The sequence below is a fragment of the Bacillus altitudinis genome (assembly GCF_001191605.1).
Taxonomy (GTDB): Bacteria; Bacillota; Bacilli; order Bacillales; family Bacillaceae; genus Bacillus; species Bacillus altitudinis.
In genome coordinates, this window is record NZ_CP009108.1 from 3,093,743 (window position 1) to 3,110,617 (window position 16,875).

General features: G+C 41.0%; 20 protein-coding genes. 5 read left to right on the forward strand and 15 right to left on the reverse strand.

Annotated features, from left to right (window positions below):
- The first annotated feature begins 194 nt into the window (after nucleotides 1-194).
- Nucleotides 195-1,184, forward strand: a complete 990-nt coding sequence (locus ID12_RS15550; protein ID WP_048003056.1) for a hypothetical protein — start codon at nucleotides 195-197, stop codon at nucleotides 1,182-1,184.
- Between the two features lie 125 nt (nucleotides 1,185-1,309).
- Here ID12_RS15550 and ID12_RS15555 read toward each other — a convergent pair whose 3' ends face one another.
- The 4 genes from ID12_RS15555 to ID12_RS15570 form a co-directional block, all read right to left on the reverse strand.
- On the reverse strand, nucleotides 1,310-2,095 hold the full coding sequence (locus ID12_RS15555) for a glucose 1-dehydrogenase (RefSeq protein WP_046343929.1): 786 nt from the start codon (nucleotides 2,093-2,095) through the stop codon (nucleotides 1,310-1,312).
- A gap of 12 nt (nucleotides 2,096-2,107) precedes the next feature.
- Nucleotides 2,108-2,953 carry a GRP family sugar transporter gene (locus ID12_RS15560; RefSeq protein ID WP_186306184.1) on the reverse strand — a complete coding sequence of 282 codons (846 nt, stop codon included), beginning with the start codon at nucleotides 2,951-2,953 and terminating at the stop codon, nucleotides 2,108-2,110.
- Between the two features lie 117 nt (nucleotides 2,954-3,070).
- The gene (gndA, locus tag ID12_RS15565; RefSeq protein WP_017357947.1) at nucleotides 3,071-4,480 is read right to left on the reverse strand and encodes an NADP-dependent phosphogluconate dehydrogenase; all 1,410 of its coding nucleotides are present in this window, start codon (nucleotides 4,478-4,480) and stop codon (nucleotides 3,071-3,073) included.
- A gap of 98 nt (nucleotides 4,481-4,578) precedes the next feature.
- Nucleotides 4,579-5,835 (reverse strand): DNA polymerase IV, encoded by a 1,257-nt coding sequence (locus tag ID12_RS15570; RefSeq protein WP_007501120.1) that lies wholly within the window; start codon nucleotides 5,833-5,835, stop codon nucleotides 4,579-4,581.
- A 120-nt stretch (nucleotides 5,836-5,955) separates the two neighbouring features.
- Between ID12_RS15570 and ID12_RS15575 the strand changes: the two genes are divergently transcribed.
- Together ID12_RS15575 and ID12_RS15580 are read left to right on the forward strand one after the other, a co-directional pair.
- The gene (locus ID12_RS15575; protein WP_008342247.1) at nucleotides 5,956-6,237 is read left to right on the forward strand and encodes a hypothetical protein; all 282 of its coding nucleotides are present in this window, start codon (nucleotides 5,956-5,958) and stop codon (nucleotides 6,235-6,237) included.
- Nucleotides 6,238-6,262: 25 nt separating this feature from the next.
- On the forward strand, nucleotides 6,263-7,081 hold the full coding sequence (locus ID12_RS15580; RefSeq protein WP_024718902.1) for a membrane protein insertase YidC: 819 nt from the start codon (nucleotides 6,263-6,265) through the stop codon (nucleotides 7,079-7,081).
- Nucleotides 7,082-7,207: 126 nt separating this feature from the next.
- On the opposite strand, the gene ID12_RS15585 is transcribed toward ID12_RS15580, so the two are convergent.
- Genes ID12_RS15585 through mce form a run of 4 tightly spaced genes read right to left on the reverse strand, consistent with a single transcriptional unit; the run spans nucleotide 7,208 to nucleotide 10,703 of the window.
- Entirely contained in the window at nucleotides 7,208-7,672 is a 465-nt protein-coding gene (locus ID12_RS15585) for a chemotaxis protein CheW (protein WP_008342245.1), read from the reverse strand.
- A 14-nt stretch (nucleotides 7,673-7,686) separates the two neighbouring features.
- Nucleotides 7,687-8,808, reverse strand: a complete 1,122-nt coding sequence (locus tag ID12_RS15590; protein ID WP_025207594.1) for a tripeptidase T — start codon at nucleotides 8,806-8,808, stop codon at nucleotides 7,687-7,689.
- 16 nt (nucleotides 8,809-8,824) lie between these two features.
- A complete protein-coding gene (locus tag ID12_RS15595; RefSeq protein ID WP_046343931.1) occupies nucleotides 8,825-10,288 on the reverse strand; it encodes an acyl-CoA carboxylase subunit beta in 1,464 nt (487 codons plus the stop codon).
- The gene (gene mce / locus ID12_RS15600) at nucleotides 10,281-10,703 is read right to left on the reverse strand and encodes a methylmalonyl-CoA epimerase (protein WP_050827384.1); all 423 of its coding nucleotides are present in this window, start codon (nucleotides 10,701-10,703) and stop codon (nucleotides 10,281-10,283) included. Before mce ends, ID12_RS15595 begins: the two co-directional genes overlap by 8 nt.
- 101 nt (nucleotides 10,704-10,804) lie before the next feature.
- Here mce and prli42 point away from each other — a divergent pair, with 101 nt between their 5' ends.
- Entirely contained in the window at nucleotides 10,805-10,897 is a 93-nt protein-coding gene (gene prli42 / locus ID12_RS19390; RefSeq protein WP_017357951.1) for a stressosome-associated protein Prli42, read from the forward strand.
- Between the two features lie 39 nt (nucleotides 10,898-10,936).
- Here prli42 and ID12_RS15605 read toward each other — a convergent pair whose 3' ends face one another.
- From ID12_RS15605 to ID12_RS15630, 6 genes are all read right to left on the reverse strand, one after another.
- Nucleotides 10,937-11,446, reverse strand: coding sequence for a L,D-transpeptidase (locus tag ID12_RS15605; protein WP_050827386.1), 510 nt, complete (start codon nucleotides 11,444-11,446; stop codon nucleotides 10,937-10,939).
- Nucleotides 11,447-11,498: 52 nt separating this feature from the next.
- Complete coding sequence (locus ID12_RS15610; RefSeq protein ID WP_050827387.1) at nucleotides 11,499-12,452, reverse strand: aromatic acid exporter family protein; 954 nt, start codon at nucleotides 12,450-12,452, stop codon at nucleotides 11,499-11,501.
- A gap of 111 nt (nucleotides 12,453-12,563) precedes the next feature.
- Entirely contained in the window at nucleotides 12,564-13,286 is a 723-nt protein-coding gene (locus tag ID12_RS15615; RefSeq protein WP_017357952.1) for an arginine ABC transporter ATP-binding protein ArtM, read from the reverse strand.
- On the reverse strand, nucleotides 13,279-13,932 hold the full coding sequence (locus tag ID12_RS15620; RefSeq protein ID WP_008342239.1) for an arginine ABC transporter permease ArtQ: 654 nt from the start codon (nucleotides 13,930-13,932) through the stop codon (nucleotides 13,279-13,281). Before ID12_RS15620 ends, ID12_RS15615 begins: the two co-directional genes overlap by 8 nt.
- A 127-nt stretch (nucleotides 13,933-14,059) precedes the next feature.
- The gene (locus ID12_RS15625; RefSeq protein ID WP_017357953.1) at nucleotides 14,060-14,824 is read right to left on the reverse strand and encodes a transporter substrate-binding domain-containing protein; all 765 of its coding nucleotides are present in this window, start codon (nucleotides 14,822-14,824) and stop codon (nucleotides 14,060-14,062) included.
- A gap of 196 nt (nucleotides 14,825-15,020) precedes the next feature.
- Nucleotides 15,021-15,458 (reverse strand): BrxA/BrxB family bacilliredoxin, encoded by a 438-nt coding sequence (locus ID12_RS15630; RefSeq protein WP_007501138.1) that lies wholly within the window; start codon nucleotides 15,456-15,458, stop codon nucleotides 15,021-15,023.
- A gap of 167 nt (nucleotides 15,459-15,625) precedes the next feature.
- On the opposite strand from ID12_RS15630, the gene ID12_RS15635 reads away from it, so the two are divergent.
- The gene (locus ID12_RS15635; RefSeq protein WP_008342237.1) at nucleotides 15,626-16,519 is read left to right on the forward strand and encodes a YegS/Rv2252/BmrU family lipid kinase; all 894 of its coding nucleotides are present in this window, start codon (nucleotides 15,626-15,628) and stop codon (nucleotides 16,517-16,519) included.
- A gap of 12 nt (nucleotides 16,520-16,531) precedes the next feature.
- On the opposite strand, the gene ID12_RS15640 is transcribed toward ID12_RS15635, so the two are convergent.
- Nucleotides 16,532-16,825 (reverse strand): YesK family protein, encoded by a 294-nt coding sequence (locus ID12_RS15640; protein ID WP_008342236.1) that lies wholly within the window; start codon nucleotides 16,823-16,825, stop codon nucleotides 16,532-16,534.
- Nucleotides 16,826-16,875 lie beyond the last annotated feature (50 nt).

Here is a 16,875-nt window from a genome sequence, read left to right on the forward strand (position 1 = left end):
AAAACAGTCTTTGAGAATTTTGTTAAAATAAGTGCGAATGACTTAGCTCATTCAAAAACCCATAAATCATGAGAAGTAACTGCCCAGAGATGGAAACAGATTCTATTCCCACTCAATTTGACGGATAGGTAAACGTCTTTTGCTGCTACTTTTCGAATCTATTCATATCTTTGCAATCAAAGGGAGTCGATATCATGGCAGTCACTCATTTGTGTGAAGCCTGTAAAAGAAACGAGATTGATGTTGTAAAAATTTCTGATGAACCAGCTCAGCCTTATCGTTTATGCAATGATTGTCACAGGCGGCTGTTAACCTATTCTTTACGGCCAATTGAATGGTATCACTTAGCGATCATCCACTCTCCAAAGAAATTTTTATTGCACGATGATTTTTATGAAGAAGACGGAGAGACTTGTCAGCCAGAAGAAGATGTATTGGTCACAGCAGAAGAGAAAATACCCACATTACAAGCGGTTCAACATGATTTGGAGTCTTTATTAGATTTCTCAATCACAAGATGGTTTCTTCAATACGATGTCATCAATGCCCTGAAAAAACACGATACACAAAAAATTTTGATGTCTGTAAAAGCTAGATTTTATGGAACGGAAAATCATGAAGTCAAATCAAGAATGCTGGAGATCGCAGCTGATGTTTTAGGTACTGCAGCTTCGGATTGGGTAAGAGAGCTTTGGGAGAATGATGCCGATAAATTTTTTCATCCGCTTTCTTGGGCAGCAGCCAGTAGTTTACCAGCCGAGGAAGGAATGAGACGTATTTTTGATCAATTGAAATGTGTAAGTGAAAAGGAATTGCCAATGATGGCTCTCTCCAGCCTATATCGTTTCCGTTCACATCACATACTTGATTGGATGGAGTCTCATTGCTCCTCTTTTAACGACAGTTGGGGCAGGTTGGCATCAGCATGCTTTCCAACATGGCTCAGAATGAAATCTTGGCTAAACAAAGGAAGACCTTTCAGTTTAATTGCACTCGATACAATGGCGAACTGTCTAGCAGTTCAAAACGATCCATTTATCGAGGAGTTATCACCTAAAATACTTCGTACAGATATCAATGAAATAGAACCCATTTTATATGATTATCTTCAAAAAGATGGCGTTCCTCGTGTCAAAACGAAAGTAGGCATCATCGTGAAGAACAAAGAAGCCATATTTGAATAAGCCGATTAAACGGATAAAAGCGTGTGAATGTTTATACACACGCTTTTCACTCGTCTTCACATGCACATACTAAATCATAATTTGATGTTGTGTTACCCTCTGGGCCCAGCCCGTGTTCATCACGATTATCCTTTTCCTGCTTGGAATCCCGGGTACTTGGTCATACCGCCGTCTACATATAACGTCAACCCTGTCACATAGCTCGCCTCTTTTGATGCAAGCCAGACAGCACATGCTGCCACTTCTTCAGGCTTTCCGATATAGCCAATTGGTATCAGCTCAATGACGCCCTTTTTCAATGCTGGATCATCAAATTTTTCGGCATTGATGGGGGTATCAATTGCACCTGGTGCAATACTGTTTACGCGAATTTTTTTAGGGGCATATTCTAGTGCCAGCGTTTCTGTCAAAAGTTTGGCGCCTCCTTTACTTGCTGCATAATGGACAAAATGAGGCCACGGAATTTGCTGATGGACCGATGACATATTAATAATCGACCCCTCAATCCCATGTTCTGTCATATACTTTAATGCATCACGGCAGCCTAAAAACATACCTGTTAAATTGGTGGACATCACTTTGTTCCAGTTATCTAGCGTCATTTCAGTTGAAGGAACTTCATTTTCAATTCCTGCATTATTGATCATGACATCAAGACTGCCATATGTATCAACAGCTTGATTAATCATTGCCTGCATATCCTCTTCTTTTGATACATCCCCTTGAATTTTGACAGCCTGTCCGCCACTTTTTTGAATCTCAGCAATCGTGTCGTCTGGGTTTTCTTTATCTGAGAAATAATTGATCACTACATTGGCTTTTTCTTGTCCAAACCGGCGCGCCATCGCCTGACCTATCCCTGTACCTGCTCCTGTGATGAGAACTGTTTTTCCTTCCAAATCTGGATACATTCGTTTAACCTCCTATTTTGTAAAACCTAGCAGCACACCACCTGCGATAATCATCAAGCAGCCTGCAATGACAAAGCTTGTTTTAGATGCTTTCTCTTTTAATAAATAAATACCGCCTAAAGTCGAGATGACAATTCCTGTTTGAGACATGGAAAAACTTACTGCTACACCAATGAGTGGAATCGCCAAAAGAAGCCCTAGATTTCCTGTCGACCACACAAGACCAGCAATGATATTTCTGAACGTATATTTGCTAAACGGGTCTTGCTTTAGACTAATCGCTAACGATGAAAGCAGCATGCCGACAGATTGTGGAACGAGCGCAGACCAGCCATCTATATGAAACCATCTTAAAATGACGACGTATCCGACGTAGCCTACGGTTGAGATGAGCAAAATGATGATTCCCTTTTTAAAATTGCCGCCTTCGTTACCGCCACTCTTTTTTTGACCAAGTGATGTCATGACAACGCCAGCAATAATAAATAAAATGGCACAAGAACCAATAAGTATGACCGTCATAGTTTGCCATTCTTTGAAGACGATGACACCAAATAATGTCGTGCCCACAAGCTGCATACCCGTTGATAAAGGCACAGCCTTTGACACCCCTAGAAAAGCGACACTTGAAAGCTGATTCATTTGCCCTATACTCCAAAAGATCCCAGAGATAACGGAAACCGCAAAAATAAGCGGTGTCAGTTCCGGCATTTTGATCAAATAGGCGCCGATTGAAAACAAAAAAGCGCCGAAGGTAATGCCGAGTGTTTGCTGATAGGCATTCCCGCCAAGTTTGACACTGATGAGAACAATACTTCCCCAAAATATCGCTGGGAGAAGTGCATATAAAATGCCCACTTCTATCCCTACTTTCTGTTCTTTTTTACTTAGCATCCCTCTTTTTCGGATTTTTAGCCGAATAGATGTAAACACAAAAAAGACCTTACCAAGGTAAGGTCTTTTGAGGTTGTATACTTATTTCATCCATTCAGTATGGAAGACGCCTTCTTTATCTGTGCGCTCATATGTATGTGCGCCGAAGTAGTCACGCTGTGCTTGAATTAAGTTAGCTGGAAGGACAGCTGTACGATAGCTATCAAAGTAAGCTAGTGCACTTGAGAATGAAGGAACAGGAACACCTTGTTCTACTGCAAGTGAAATCACTTTACGAAGTGATGATTGATAGCTTTCTACGATATCCTTGAAGTAAGGATCAAGCAATAGGTTTTTCAATTCAGGGTTACGGTCATATGCTTCTTTGATTTGCTGCAGGAAGGCTGCACGAATGATACATCCACCACGGAAGATCATGGCAATTTCACCGTATTTCAAATCCCAGTTATACTCATCAGACGCTGCTTTCATTTGCGCAAAACCTTGTGCATATGAGCAGATTTTACTCATGAATAGGGCTTTTCTAACCGCTTCGATCAGCTCTTGTTTATTCTCTGCTGATTGCGCTGGCTTAGGACCTTCAATTAATTGACTTGCTTCAACACGCTCATCTTTCATTGCTGAAATGTAACGCGCGAAAACAGATTCAGTAATGATTGGAAGCGGAACACCTAGATCAAGAGAGCTTTGGCTCGTCCATTTCCCAGTTCCTTTTTGTCCAGCTTTATCTAAGATCACATCCACAAGCGGCTGATTTGTTTCTTCATCCACTTTTGTGAAAATGTCAGCTGTAATTTCAATTAAATAGCTGTCAAGCTCGCCTTTATTCCACTCTGAGAATACTTCATGAAGCTCCTCTGCTGACAATCCTGCCACATGCTTCAAGATAAAGTATGATTCAGAGATCAATTGCATGTCTCCGTACTCGATACCGTTATGAACCATTTTGACATAATGTCCTGCTCCATCTGGACCGATATACGTTGTACAAGGCTCACCATCTACTTTCGCAGAGATGGCTTCTAAAATTGGTTTCACTAGCTCGTGCGCTTCTTTTTGACCGCCAGGCATGATAGAAGGACCTTTAAGTGCGCCTTCTTCACCGCCAGAAACACCTGTACCAATGAAGTGAATACCACTTTCCGCAAGCTCTTGGTTACGTCTTTGTGTATCCTTGTAATATGTATTTCCACCATCAATTAAAATGTCACCTTTCTCTAGGTGAGGAAGTAATGATTGAATGGTTGCATCTGTTGCTGCGCCTGCTTTTACCATTAAAAGAATTTTACGCGGCGTTTCAAGCGATTGAACAAATTCTTCAATGCTGTATGTGCCTACAACGTTTTTCCCTTGTGATTCTTGAAGAAACTCTTCTGTTTTGCTGCTAGATCTGTTATAAACGGACACGGAGAAACCGCGGCTTTCAATATTTAGGGCAAGGTTTTTTCCCATAACGGCTAGTCCAACGACACCGATTTGTTGTTTTGACATAATTCTGACGTCCCTTCTAACACACTATATTGATTACTGCTGAAATGATGTACCCTTTGAAATTACCACAACATCACCTCTTTTATCAAGTTTTCAGGCTAGTCATTTCCTCTTTCGTCCTGAAAAAAGTCTTTATTAAAACTTGTACCACTTGTTTTGCTCTCTTTTTCCTTAATGGTCACTCCTCTTTGGATGAGTGGTTTACCGTATTTTTCTTTCAGTCCGTCTAAAAGAGATTGGAGCGGTTCGTCTTTTGCATCTTCTGTATAAGAGAATAAATCAAGTTGCTTGACGGCTGATTTTCGTTCCACAAGATCGGTCCCCGTCACACCTAAAAGTCTTACAGGCTGGTCATTCCAATGCTTTAGGAATAGCTGCTTTGCCGCCTCAAATAGATCTTCCTTTCGATCAGTTGGATTCGTGAGTGTGACGCTCCGTGTGATATTTTTCCAGCTTGCATACCGAATCATAATGAGCAGCCGGTTCGCCATCACTTCTTTTCTTCGTAATCTGGCACTCACCGATTGCGACAGTTTCTCTATTAATGAGACGAGTTCATCTGTATCATCAGAATCGTGAGGAAGAGTGGAAGAATTGCCGACAGATTTAAATTCGTATATTCTTTCTGGATCGACAATGCCGTCATGCTCTCCGTTTGCTTTTTGCTTTAACCTCGGTCCATTGATGCCTAATAACTCTTTCAGCGCATATTCATTCGCTTTTGCTAAATCTTCAATAGTATGAATTCCGATGGTTTTCAGCTTATCTGCCGTTTTCTGTCCAACCCCATGCATGTCACCTGCAGGGAGCGGCCAGAGCATTGTCGGGACATCTCGTTTACGCAAAATGGTAATGCCCATTGGCTTTTTCCAATTAGACGCCATCTTCGCTAGAAATTTATTTGGTGCAATGCCAATACTCGATGGAAGCATGAGCTCTTCTACGAGCCTCGTTTGAATATCATGAGCGGTTTTCACGGCATGCTCAGCATAAGGGGTATCGGTTAAATCAATATAGCCTTCATCAATTGAAACGGGTTCAACTAAGTCACTATATTCTCTTAGTATGGTAAACATCTCTTGTGAGGAGCTGCGGTACCGGTCGAAGTTGGGTGTACGCACAATCAGTCCCGGACATAGCCGCTTCGCTTCCCAGAGTGGCATCGGCGGCTTCACCCCGAGTGCTCTTGCCTCGTAGCTGCAAGTCACAACTATCCCTTTGCGCTCTTTTGCATTTCCGCTAATGGCTAAAGGTTTCCCTCTCAAAGAAGGATCATACGCCATTTCTACCGATGCATAAAAACTATTCATATCAATATGAAAAATGATTCGCCCCTTCTTTTGAGAATCAGCCATTTGCTTGCCTCCTTAGGTGATCTACTTTCCTTCACTTCACCGTGATTTCACCTGTTTGTTCCATTAGACATTTCATATGGTGTATAGTACACTGTGAGTAATGAAATGGATGTGATAATCATGATTATTGATACATTCAATGAAGTCTTTTTCCTTGTTGAATTCTTTACGATTATTCTTCCAGCGCTGACCGCCATCGGTATTGCTTTCTTATTAAAAGACTGCCGAATGAACGAGCACCTCGGAGGACATCGTTTAGAAGAGTTGGATGCATCTTGTTTGAATCGAACAGACTTTCTGTTTATCATATATGATCGCATTACAACTTGGATTAGTAAAGTCATTCGAATGAAAAGATCATCAAATGATGATGAAGACCATTCGCTTCCTCTCTCTTATTAGATTTTATTATTGAGGAGGAAATGAATTGAAACGTTTATTGACAATTTGTACGACTTTATTTTTTATGATGGTAGCGTCACCGGCATTTGCTGCGAGTGCGCAAACAAATACAAGCTCTGATGGGTTTTTCCATCATTATTTTGTTCAGCCTTTTTCTGAGTTGATTATCTGGCTTGCGAACTTTTTCCATGATGACTACGGTTTATCTATTATGTTCGTGACATTGATTGTCCGGCTGCTTATTTTCCCGCTTTTTGCAAACCAATTTAAAAAGCAGAGAGTGATGCAAGAGAAAATGGCACTCGTTAAACCTCAGATTGACCAAATACAAAGCAAATTAAAGAAAACGAAAGAACCTGAAAAACAAAAAGAACTGCAAATGGAAATGATGAAAGTATATAAAGACAACAATGTGAACCCGCTGGCAATGGGCTGTCTGCCGATGCTGATTCAAATTCCAATTGTTCTTGGCTTTTACTCGGCAATCCGCTCAACACCTGAGATCGCAACACATTCGTTCTTATGGTTTAACTTAGGACAAACTGATCTTTTGGTGGCGATCTTTGCAGGAGCCATGTATTTCTTGCAATTTTATGTCACACAAAAATTCGCAAAGCAATCAGGCACCCAAACAGAAGCTGCACTGAAACAAGCAAAAATCATGGGCATGATTTTCCCAGTCATGATGCTGTTTCTATCAATTAATGCTCCCGCTGCTCTTCCTTTATATTGGATGACAAGTGGACTTTTACTCACCATTCAAACGATTATTTTAAATGTGATGTACCAAAAATCAAAAACAAAAGCTGCGGCAAACGATTCAATTAACCCAGCAGCTGAATAAATGATAGCCCCCTTACCGGAACATGATAAGGGGGCTTTATTTGTCTTCTGTAGAGCGCAACAAATAAAAGATGCGTGAGCTCCGGCACGCAAAATGACCCCTTATCCATGGATAAGGGGCCTTTGTTTATGCCAATTCCTCTTTCAATCGCTCAGGCAATTGATCAAGATCCTCAATTTTCCCTAGAAACTTATTAGGGTCCACTTGTAAAATCATCTTGTTCTCTCTCTCAACGACGCCGAAGAAATATTCAGATGCTTTTGTGTTCATATGAAATGGCTTGATCTCACTTAACTCGATATCAATGATATCTTTTGCATCAGAAACAAGGCAGCCAATCATTTGATCGTTTAATTCAAATAGTAGAACCTTAGACTGTTCGGTTACATCCAGAGGTTTTCCGTGCAGCATGACACCTGTGTCACTGACTGGAATGACCTCTCCTCTTAACGACATGAGTCCTTTAATCTCTTTTGGAAGGTTCGATACTTCTTGTAAATAAGGGACCTTCTCAATTGAGCGTATATGTTCTACGCTGATACCAAAATCCTCTTGTCCCACTTGGAAAATAATGATCTTTTGCGTGCTCACAGAGTCTCCTGCCTTTACGATGGATTTGTCGTTTCTTCGATAATGGCGAGAACCATTTCAGCTGTCTTGACTAATTCTTCAATCGGCATTTTCTCATTTTTCGTATGAATATCTTCATATCCAACAGCTAGGTTGACGGTCGGGATGCCGTTTCCAGCAATGACGTTTGCATCACTGCCTCCCCCGCTTGTCTGTAGTTCTGAAGGACGGCCAATTTTCGCAGCCGCTTTTTTCGCCACTTCAACGACTTGATCGCCGTGTGAGAATTTAAAGCCTGGATACATGATGTCAATTTGTACATCGGCACTTCCGCCCATTTCTTTAGCGGTTTTTTCAAAGGCTTCTTTCATTTTCGCTACTTGCGCTTCCATTTTTGCCGGTTCTAAAGAACGTGCCTCTGCCAGAATATCCACTTGATCACAGACAATATTCGTTTGTGTTCCGCCTTCAAAGCGGCCGATATTCGCCGTTGTTTCTTCATCAATACGGCCAAGCGGCATGCTGGCGATCGCTTTTGATGCAATCGTAATCGCAGAGACGCCTTTTTCAGGTGCCACACCTGCGTGAGCTGTTTTTCCGTAAATGGTTGCACGTACTTTCGCCTGTGTTGGCGCAGCCACGATGATGGTACCGACCTTGCCATCTGAATCAAGCGCATAACCATATTTTGCTGTCATCAGTTTTGGATCTAACGCTTTTGCTCCTACAAGTCCTGATTCTTCACCAGCTGTAATGACAAATTCAATCTTGCCATGCGGTACATTTTTCTCTTTTAGGACACGGATCGCTTCAAACATTGCAGCAAGCCCTGTTTTATCGTCAGCACCAAGAATGGTTGTGCCATCTGTCTTGACATAGCCGTCTTCAATGACTGGCTTAACACCATTACCTGGTACAACTGTATCCATATGAGAAGTAAAATAAATCGTATCTGCCTCTTGATTCCCTTCAAGTGTGCAAATAAGATTGCCTGCTCCGTGGCCGGTTGCCTCTTTTGAATCATCTTCAACTACATTAAGCCCTAAACCAGTAAATTTCTCTTTTAGGACTTCAACAATTTTTTCTTCATGTTTCGTTTCTGAATCGATCTGAACAAGTTCTAAAAATTCGTCTAATAAGCGTTTCTCATTGATCATGATGATGTTCCTCCTCTTATAGCGGCATGTTTCCATGCTTTTTTAACGGTCTATCTTCTTCCTTACTGCGAAGCAGGTCAAATGAGCGAATGAGTCGCTCTCTCGTTTCATCTGGCATTAAAATATCGTCGATTAATCCTAATTGTGCTGCCTTCATGACACTAGGTTCATTGTCCACCTCACGCAAAGCAGGATGAACAATTTCGTCTGCAAACGATTTTCCCATGACATCAATTTCTGCCTCTGGCCATGCATATACAAAGTCAGCACCTAATCCCTTACTATTCATCGCAACGTATGCACCGCCGAATGCCTTTCTCAAAATCACAGTGATCTTTGGAACGGTCGCCTCAGCGTACGCATACAAAAGCTTTGCGCCGTGGCGGATAATGCCTGCATGCTCGGCTTTCTCCCCTGGCAAAAATCCAGGAACGTCCACAAGGGTTAAAATGGGAATATGAAATGCATCGCAAAATCGAATAAACCGAGCCGCTTTATCAGCAGCATCGAGGTCAAGGCTTCCTGCCAGCACCTTAGGCTGATTGGCTACAAGACCAATGGAAGACCCTTGTAATCTGGCAAAACCTGTGACGATATTTTTGGAGAAACAACGCTGCGTTTCAAAAAATGAGCCGTGGTCGGTGATCGCTGTCACCACTTGTTTGACATCATAAGTACGTGATGGCTCCTTTGGCAAGATGTTCCCAAGATCGCTCGCATCATGCTTTTGCACCTTACGATGAATGACAGGCCGTCGTTTCGTTGGTATGTACGTTAAAAGCGTTCGAACTGCTTTTAACACGTCTCTCTCATCTTTCCCTGTATAGTGCACATTCCCGCTTGTTTGATGCTGAACTGCTGCACCTCCAAGCCGGTCAGGACAGACCGTCTCTCCTGTTGCTTTTTCTATCACTTTCGGTCCAGTTAAAAACATATGAGCTGTTTGCTCCGTCATGAATACAAAATCCGTCAGTGCAGGTGAATAAACTGCACCTCCCGCACAGGAGCCTAAAATAACGGATATTTGCGGAATTTGACCAGAGTACAGCACATTCCGTTTAAAAATCTGACCGTATCCCTCTAATGATACCACACCCTCTTGAATTCTCGCACCACCTGAGTCTTTTAGACCGATAACAGGCATTTGATTTTTAGCCGCCAAATCCATTAAAGCCGCTATTTTTTTCGCATGCATGTCCCCTAGCGAACCCCCGTACACGGTCGCATCTTGTGCATAAACGCCTACTTGTCTCCCATGAATCAGTCCCGTCCCAGTGACAACGCCATCCCCTAAATGTTCTGAGCGGCAGCCTTTAGCAAATGACTGAATTTCCATAAAGCTGCCTTCATCAAGAAGTTCATGAAGCCGCTGCCGAACAGTCAGCTTTCCTTTGTTTCGGTGAGCTGCTGCTCGTTTTTCACCGCCGCCCCTTAAAGCTTTCTCGCGCCATTCAGACAAGTCATTGAACGATTCATGCATCTTCCTGTTTCTCTCCTTTCAAAGGTTCACACAATTCAATTAGCACACCTGACGTTTCTTTTGGTGAAATAAACGCAATGCGATTTCCGTTCGCACCATTTTGTGCGCCCTTTTGAATGAGCTGCATGCCGAGCTCCTCAAGTTGACTGAGATCAGCCTGAATGTCACCTGACTTTAATGCAATATGATGAAGCCCCTCTCCTCTTTTTATTAAAAAGGTATGTAATGTGCTGTGATCCTCCATCGGTTCAATCAACTCAATGTGCAGATCACCTAGGGAAGCAAAAGATACTTTGACCCCTTGATTCGGAAGTACTTCTATGTCTGAAAATTCCCAGTTAAACAGATTGGAGAACGTACGTGCTGTTTTTTGAATAGAAAAAACGGCAATGGCTATATGATCGATTTGATTCATCCGTTCACTTCCTTTGTACATCACTTGTCGCCTGCGTAAAAACGAGCTAGAATAAAGAAAGGTGCGCTCGTCGCAAAAACATTTGATTATAGGGGTGCGATATGTCTCAGAAATTCATGAAATTTATGGTATTGCTCATGATTAGCTTACTGTTAATTTCTTCACTTTTAGCAGGAGCGGCAGCCTTTTTATAAAGTGTTGATAAAAAAGCAGACAAGCAGGTGATTCGTTTTTTAACGAATGGCCTGTTTGTCTTTGGCCAGTTTCTCAAATGCATCGCTTGATGTCGTGATCCATACCTTTGTACCAACTGGAAGCTGATCAAATAGCCGTTCTACATCTTGATTATGAAGACGTACACAGCCTGCCGTAATAAATTTCCCTATCGATGTCTCATCACTTGTTCCATGAATGCCATAGGTTCTCCCGTCGGTTCCTAGCGCATCAAATCCAATCCACCTTCGGCCGAGTGGGTTATTCTTTGCGCCGCCTTCAATATTTTTTCTTCTGTAATAAGGATCTTTCGCTTTGATCATAATTGTAAATTCACCTTCTGGCGTTAAATCAGCTGTTTTGCCAGTAGAAGCCGGGTAGACTTTTTGAATTTTCCCATGATCAATATACGCAAGCTCGTTCGTTTGTTTATTAATAATGACATACGGGTCTCCTGGAAGCGGGTTTTGCCCGAGCGGCCAGATGGGTGAAAGGGACATGGTCAGCACAGTATAAAATAAAAGACGCATAGGCTCCTCCTTTTTCATTAGATTGACCAATGAAGGAGGAACTCATGCGTCTTTATTCTTTCATCCCTTTAAAATAACTTTTCAGCACCAAATATTGTTCCATTTCTCCGAGAAAATGAAAGAGTGCGGCTCTAGCTTCAAATTCTTCACGTGTTTGTGGAAGTGGCAGTGCATCAAACTCTTCTTTCATATCAATCAGGCGTCTTAAGAACTTATGCGCCGTGTTCCCTGGGTGAATATGTTCTCGTAAATCTCTAATATATTCTGCAATGATTTGCCCATGCTCCGTTGTAACAGAAATGGACGTAATTTTCGGAAGCACCCGCTCAATGATTTCAAATTGCTTTTGTCTCATGTTGAAATAATGATAATACAGATTTTCATGTCTTAAGACATGATTTTCAACATCACGGTATGCAAGAGCCTTCGCTTCTTTAATCAATTGATGCGTCTCTGGAATTTCTTTTCCTGTCCAGTCTTGTTTTCCGGTCATTAAATATTGCTCGATTTCTTCAAAGATTTTCGCAAAATTCGCTTCAATTTGTTCACTGTATTGTTTCAGCTTTTTATCAACGCTAGGCATATACAGGTTCATAATGAGTGCGACCCCTACACCAATGGTGATGAGTAAAAGCTCATTCCAGATGAGATGAAGCGTAATGCCTCCAGACATATACAAATGAAGGATAATCACTGAACTTGTGACAATCCCTTCTTTAATCCGAAACAAGACCGTTGTTGGTATAAAGACGAGCAACATCAGTCCAATGACGAAAGGATGATACCCAATCAGATCAAAAAATAAATAAGAAAATAAGATGGCAAGACTGCATGCGGCAAAGCGGGCCCCAGATGCGAGGAGTGACCTTTTTTTCGTCACCTGAATACATAGGATCGTAATAATGCCGGCAGCTGAATAGTTTTGCAGACCGAGCATTTGTGCAATGTAAATGGCTAGAGCTGTTCCTAATGCTGTTTTCAGCGTTCGGTAGCCGATTTTAAACATGATGTGATTCACTCTTTTCTGTCTACTTTTGTGAAATGATGAACTTTTTTTACTTTCCCCATTATAATCAAAAAAAGAAGGAGATGTTAAGTCTCCTCCTCGTTTTTTTCATTATAATATTTTTTGTAAGAAATCTTGAGCACGCTGTGAAGACGGAGATTCAAAGAATTCTACAGGATTGGCATCCTCTACAATTTTCCCATCATCCATAAAGATCACACGGTCTGCCACTTCTTTTGCAAAGCCCATTTCATGTGTGACGATCATCAGCGTCATCCCAGATTGAGCGAGCTCTTTCATGACCTCTAATACTTCCTTTACCATTTCTGGATCAAGAGCAGACGTCGGCTCGTCAAAAAGCATGATATCTGGTGTCATTGCAAGAGCACGTGCAATGGCGACACGCTGCTTTTGACCACCTGACAGCCGGTTCGGATAATCATCTTTTTTCTCTAGAAGTCCGACCTTTTTTAAAAGCTCTTCTGCCTGCTTGATGCTGTCTTCCTTCGATTGGTTCTTTACATTCATTGGCGCATACGTAATATTTTCTAGCACTGTTTTGTGCGGGAATAAGTGAAAATGTTGAAATACCATACCAATATTTTCGCGCACTTTTAATGCATTTGTTTTTGGATTGGTAATTTCCGTCCCCTGAATCGTAATCACTCCAGAAGTCGGTTTTTCAAGTAAGTTAATACAGCGAAGAAATGTTGATTTTCCTGAACCAGATGGCCCGATGACAGCTACCACTTCGCCTTCTTTAATCGTGGTATCAATCCCTTTCAACACTTCATTTTTACCGAAAGATTTTGTGAGTTTCTCTATTTTAATCATTTGATTTTAACTTCCTTTCCACCGATTTGCCGACGAAGGTAAGAATAAGCACGATGACATAATAGATGAGACCCGCAAAAATAAGCGGTTCAAGATAGTTATAGGTGACGGCACCTGCTTGATAGGCTCGTCTCATGACATCGCCCAGTCCAATGACTGTGACAATCGCTGATTCTTTTGTCAGTGTAATCGTTTCGTTCACAAGTGCTGGTGAAATATTTTTGAATGCTTGCGGAAGCAATAAGTCCTTCATCATTTTAGCATACGGGATACCTAAAGCAACGGCCGCTTCTTTTTGCCCTTTATCAATGGCATTGATTCCTGCACGAATGATTTCAGATACGTACGCCGCCGAGTTTAGTGAAAAGGCGGCTACAGCTGCCCAGTATTGATCAATTTGAAAGCCGAGCAGCTGAGGAAGACCAAAATAAATAATCAAAAGCTGAAGCACAAGCGGTGTGCCTCGGAAGATTGACGTATAAAAATCTGCTAGCCAGATAAGCGGCTTAAATACACTAATTTTACAGAGCGTTAATAAGATTCCTAAAATAAAACCAAGGAACAGTGATACCACAACAATAGAAAGCGTTACTTTAAGACCTTCTAAAATAAAGGGCATCTGAGGTATGACATCTTTAAAATCCATCATGATATTCTCCTTTTTTTCCTTCAGATAAAATCAAAGAATAAAACAGGAAAAAAGTTCAACACATGTTGAACTTTTCAGCGCTTTCTACTTGATTTTCATGAATGACGCTGATCCTGTTCCTGACTTACTTTTCATCAGCAAACCATTTTTTAATGAGTTTATCAAGTTCGCCATTATCCTTCATTTCTTTTAATGATTTATTGAATTTCGCTGTTAAGTCGCTATTTTTTTTGAATGCAATGGCTGAACCTTCGTTTGAGCTATTCAATCCAAATGCTTGGAAATCTTTTTCCTTTTTCAAGTAGCCAGCCGCTACTTTATCTTCAATAATAGCTGCATCAAAACGGCCTGCTTTAATTTCTTGAATGATATCAGAGATTTTATTACGATCTTCAACCGTTAAGTTATATTTCTTTTGCAATCCGTTTGCTTCATCTTGCTGGATAGAACCTAATTGAACGCCAACCGTTTTGTCTTTTAAATCTTTCTCTGTTTTCATACCGCTAGATTTTTTTGATACAACCAAGTTTTCAGCATTGTAGTAAACATCTGAGAAATCAACTTGTTTTTTACGCTTTTCAGTAGGTGTCATGCCTGCAAGCACAATATCAGCTTTATTTGTTTTAAGAGCTGACACGAGGCTTGCAAAGTCCATATCTTGAATTTCTAGCTTGTAGCCGTTCTTTTTCGCTAGAGCTGTAGCAAGGTCGACATCAAAACCGATAATTTTATCACCGTCTTTTGATTCAAATGGCGGATAATCTGCTGAAGTCGCCATAATGAGTGTTTTGTCGTCTCCTGATGCGTTTGAATTATTAGAAGAAGTTCCGCATGCTGCTAATGCAGCTGCAAGACCAGCTGTCATAAGTAATAATAACCACTTTTTCATATGATAATGCCTCCTAGTATTTAAAATCATGAGTAGATTTGAATATTTATTCACTATAATGTATTTTAAACACTTTCTTTTTGATATGCAATAGTATTTTGCTAAAATTATTTTGATTCGTATGTCATGTAAAACAAAAAAACAGACCGATCAAAAGACCGGACTGCATTTGAATAATTCATTCAAAAGTAACATGTTACACTTCTTCGCAATACTCATCGAAAGCGGCTTGAAGTTTTGACACCACTTCCATCGGTTCATGTCCTTCGATTTCGTGACGTTCGACCATTTTAATGATTTTCCCGTCTTTTAATAGAGCAAATGATGGTGAAGATGGCGGGAAGCCTTCAAAGTATTCACGTGCTCTTGCGGTTGCTTCTTTGTCCTGTCCAGCAAACACTGTGAGCAATTGATCTGGACGCTTATCGTAATGAACAGAATAACCAGCCGCTGGTCTTGCAATACCGCCTGCACAGCCGCACACTGAATTCACCATAACAAGTGTCGTTCCTTTTTTCGTTAGCGCTTCATCAACTTCTTCAGCTGTTGTCAGCTCCGTATAGCCTGCCTGTTTAATTTCTTCTCGTGCTTGTTTCACGATATCATTCATAAATAAATTAAAATCAATATTCATAACCGTCCACTCCTTCTACGTACAAAACCATTTTAACTACATCATATCAAGGAAAACGCCGGCGGGCAAATGTCTTGTTTCGCCCCCTTCACTTTTTTCAAACGTCGTTTATGACCTGTGGAATTGGGGAAAAGTGATAATAAAGTGATGAAAGGGAGAACTGCGTGATGGCACAATTCAAAAAAGCGATACTCATTTATAACGGAAATGCTGGACAAAAAAACATGGAAAAAACACTAGGTCAAACAGTGCCTCTTCTTTCTTTACATATTGATGAACTCATCCTTAAGCCTACAAAACAGCCAAATGATGCCTATCATTTCTGCCGCGAGATGGATGAGTCGATTGAATTGTTGATTATACTAGGCGGAGACGGAACCGTCCATGAATGTATGAATGGAATTGGCGGTTTAGAAAAAAGGCCAGCTGTAGCGATTTTACCTGGCGGGACGTGCAATGACTTTTCTAGAACGCTAGGCATCCCGCAGCAGATGCCAAAGGCCGCTCAAATGGTGATAGATGGCACTGAAAAAAAGGTCGATTTAATCAAAGCAGATGATCGATACCTTTTAAATTTTTGGGGGATTGGTCTCATCGCAGATACCTCAAACAATATTAATGATAAAGAAAAAGCTGTCCTCGGAAAAATCAGTTACTTCACGAGCGCTCTTCGAACCCTTCAGCAGACAGAACCTTTCTACGTACGCATTGAAACCGAAGAGGAAAACTGGGAAGAAGAAGCTGTGATTGTCCTTGTCATGAATGGGCACTTTATCGGTACAAATAAAATAGATCTGCCAAATGCTTCAATTGATGATGGAAAAGCCGAAATTTTAATTTGCAGAAATACGAGTTTCTCTGCTTTAAAAGAGATTTTTTCAATGAACCGCGAAGAGCTAGAAGATTTTAAAGGTGACCTGTCTCTTATTCAAGCATCCCGCATTCATATTCATACAAAAGAGGAAATGGATGCAGATACAGATGGTGAGGTATATATGACTGCTCCTTCTTCCCTTGAAGTATTAAAACAGCATTTGACCTTTATTGTTCCAGCAGAATAAAAAGCGCCTGCATCATTTCGATGCGGGCGTTTTTTTGATATAACGTCTGTATAAATATTCAAGTGCATACCCTAGCAGTGTACCTATCAGAAGGGAAATGCCTAATAAACTATTGGCGACTCCTTTAAATCCACCTATCATCAACAAGCAATAGGCGATTTGAATGATTGAAACGATTGATATGATTAGCAGTAAGCGTTCAGGATGATTGCGTGATTTGGAAATATACCGAAGAAAAGCGAACGCAATGGCTGTTATAAACATCAGACCAATCGTAAGAAAAGCAAAGAAATCTAATCCAGACATCTCATCGCTCCTTTCTGATTGATATGGAAATCCCCCTCTCATTGTGAGAA

Coding starts and splice junctions, on each gene's coding strand:
- ID12_RS15550 (WP_048003056.1), top strand. CDS start 195: ATGGCAGTCACTCATTTGTGTGAAGCCTGTAAAAGAAACGAGATTGAT.
- ID12_RS15635 (WP_008342237.1), top strand. CDS start 15,626: ATGGCACAATTCAAAAAAGCGATACTCATTTATAACGGAAATGCTGGA.
- ID12_RS15575 (WP_008342247.1), top strand. CDS start 5,956: ATGATTATTGATACATTCAATGAAGTCTTTTTCCTTGTTGAATTCTTT.
- ID12_RS15620 (WP_008342239.1), bottom strand. CDS start 13,932: ATGGATTTTAAAGATGTCATACCTCAGATGCCCTTTATTTTAGAAGGT.
- ID12_RS15570 (WP_007501120.1), bottom strand. CDS start 5,835: ATGGCTGATTCTCAAAAGAAGGGGCGAATCATTTTTCATATTGATATG.
- ID12_RS15615 (WP_017357952.1), bottom strand. CDS start 13,286: ATGATTAAAATAGAGAAACTCACAAAATCTTTCGGTAAAAATGAAGTG.
- ID12_RS15610 (WP_050827387.1), bottom strand. CDS start 12,452: ATGTTTAAAATCGGCTACCGAACGCTGAAAACAGCATTAGGAACAGCT.
- mce (WP_050827384.1), bottom strand. CDS start 10,703: ATGAATCAAATCGATCATATAGCCATTGCCGTTTTTTCTATTCAAAAA.
- ID12_RS15590 (WP_025207594.1), bottom strand. CDS start 8,808: ATGATCAATGAGAAACGCTTATTAGACGAATTTTTAGAACTTGTTCAG.
- prli42 (WP_017357951.1), top strand. CDS start 10,805: ATGTCTCAGAAATTCATGAAATTTATGGTATTGCTCATGATTAGCTTA.
- ID12_RS15630 (WP_007501138.1), bottom strand. CDS start 15,458: ATGAATATTGATTTTAATTTATTTATGAATGATATCGTGAAACAAGCA.
- ID12_RS15555 (WP_046343929.1), bottom strand. CDS start 2,095: ATGTATCCAGATTTGGAAGGAAAAACAGTTCTCATCACAGGAGCAGGT.
- ID12_RS15595 (WP_046343931.1), bottom strand. CDS start 10,288: ATGCATGAATCGTTCAATGACTTGTCTGAATGGCGCGAGAAAGCTTTA.
- gndA (WP_017357947.1), bottom strand. CDS start 4,480: ATGTCAAAACAACAAATCGGTGTCGTTGGACTAGCCGTTATGGGAAAA.
- ID12_RS15625 (WP_017357953.1), bottom strand. CDS start 14,824: ATGAAAAAGTGGTTATTATTACTTATGACAGCTGGTCTTGCAGCTGCA.
- ID12_RS15605 (WP_050827386.1), bottom strand. CDS start 11,446: ATGCGTCTTTTATTTTATACTGTGCTGACCATGTCCCTTTCACCCATC.
- ID12_RS15640 (WP_008342236.1), bottom strand. CDS start 16,825: ATGTCTGGATTAGATTTCTTTGCTTTTCTTACGATTGGTCTGATGTTT.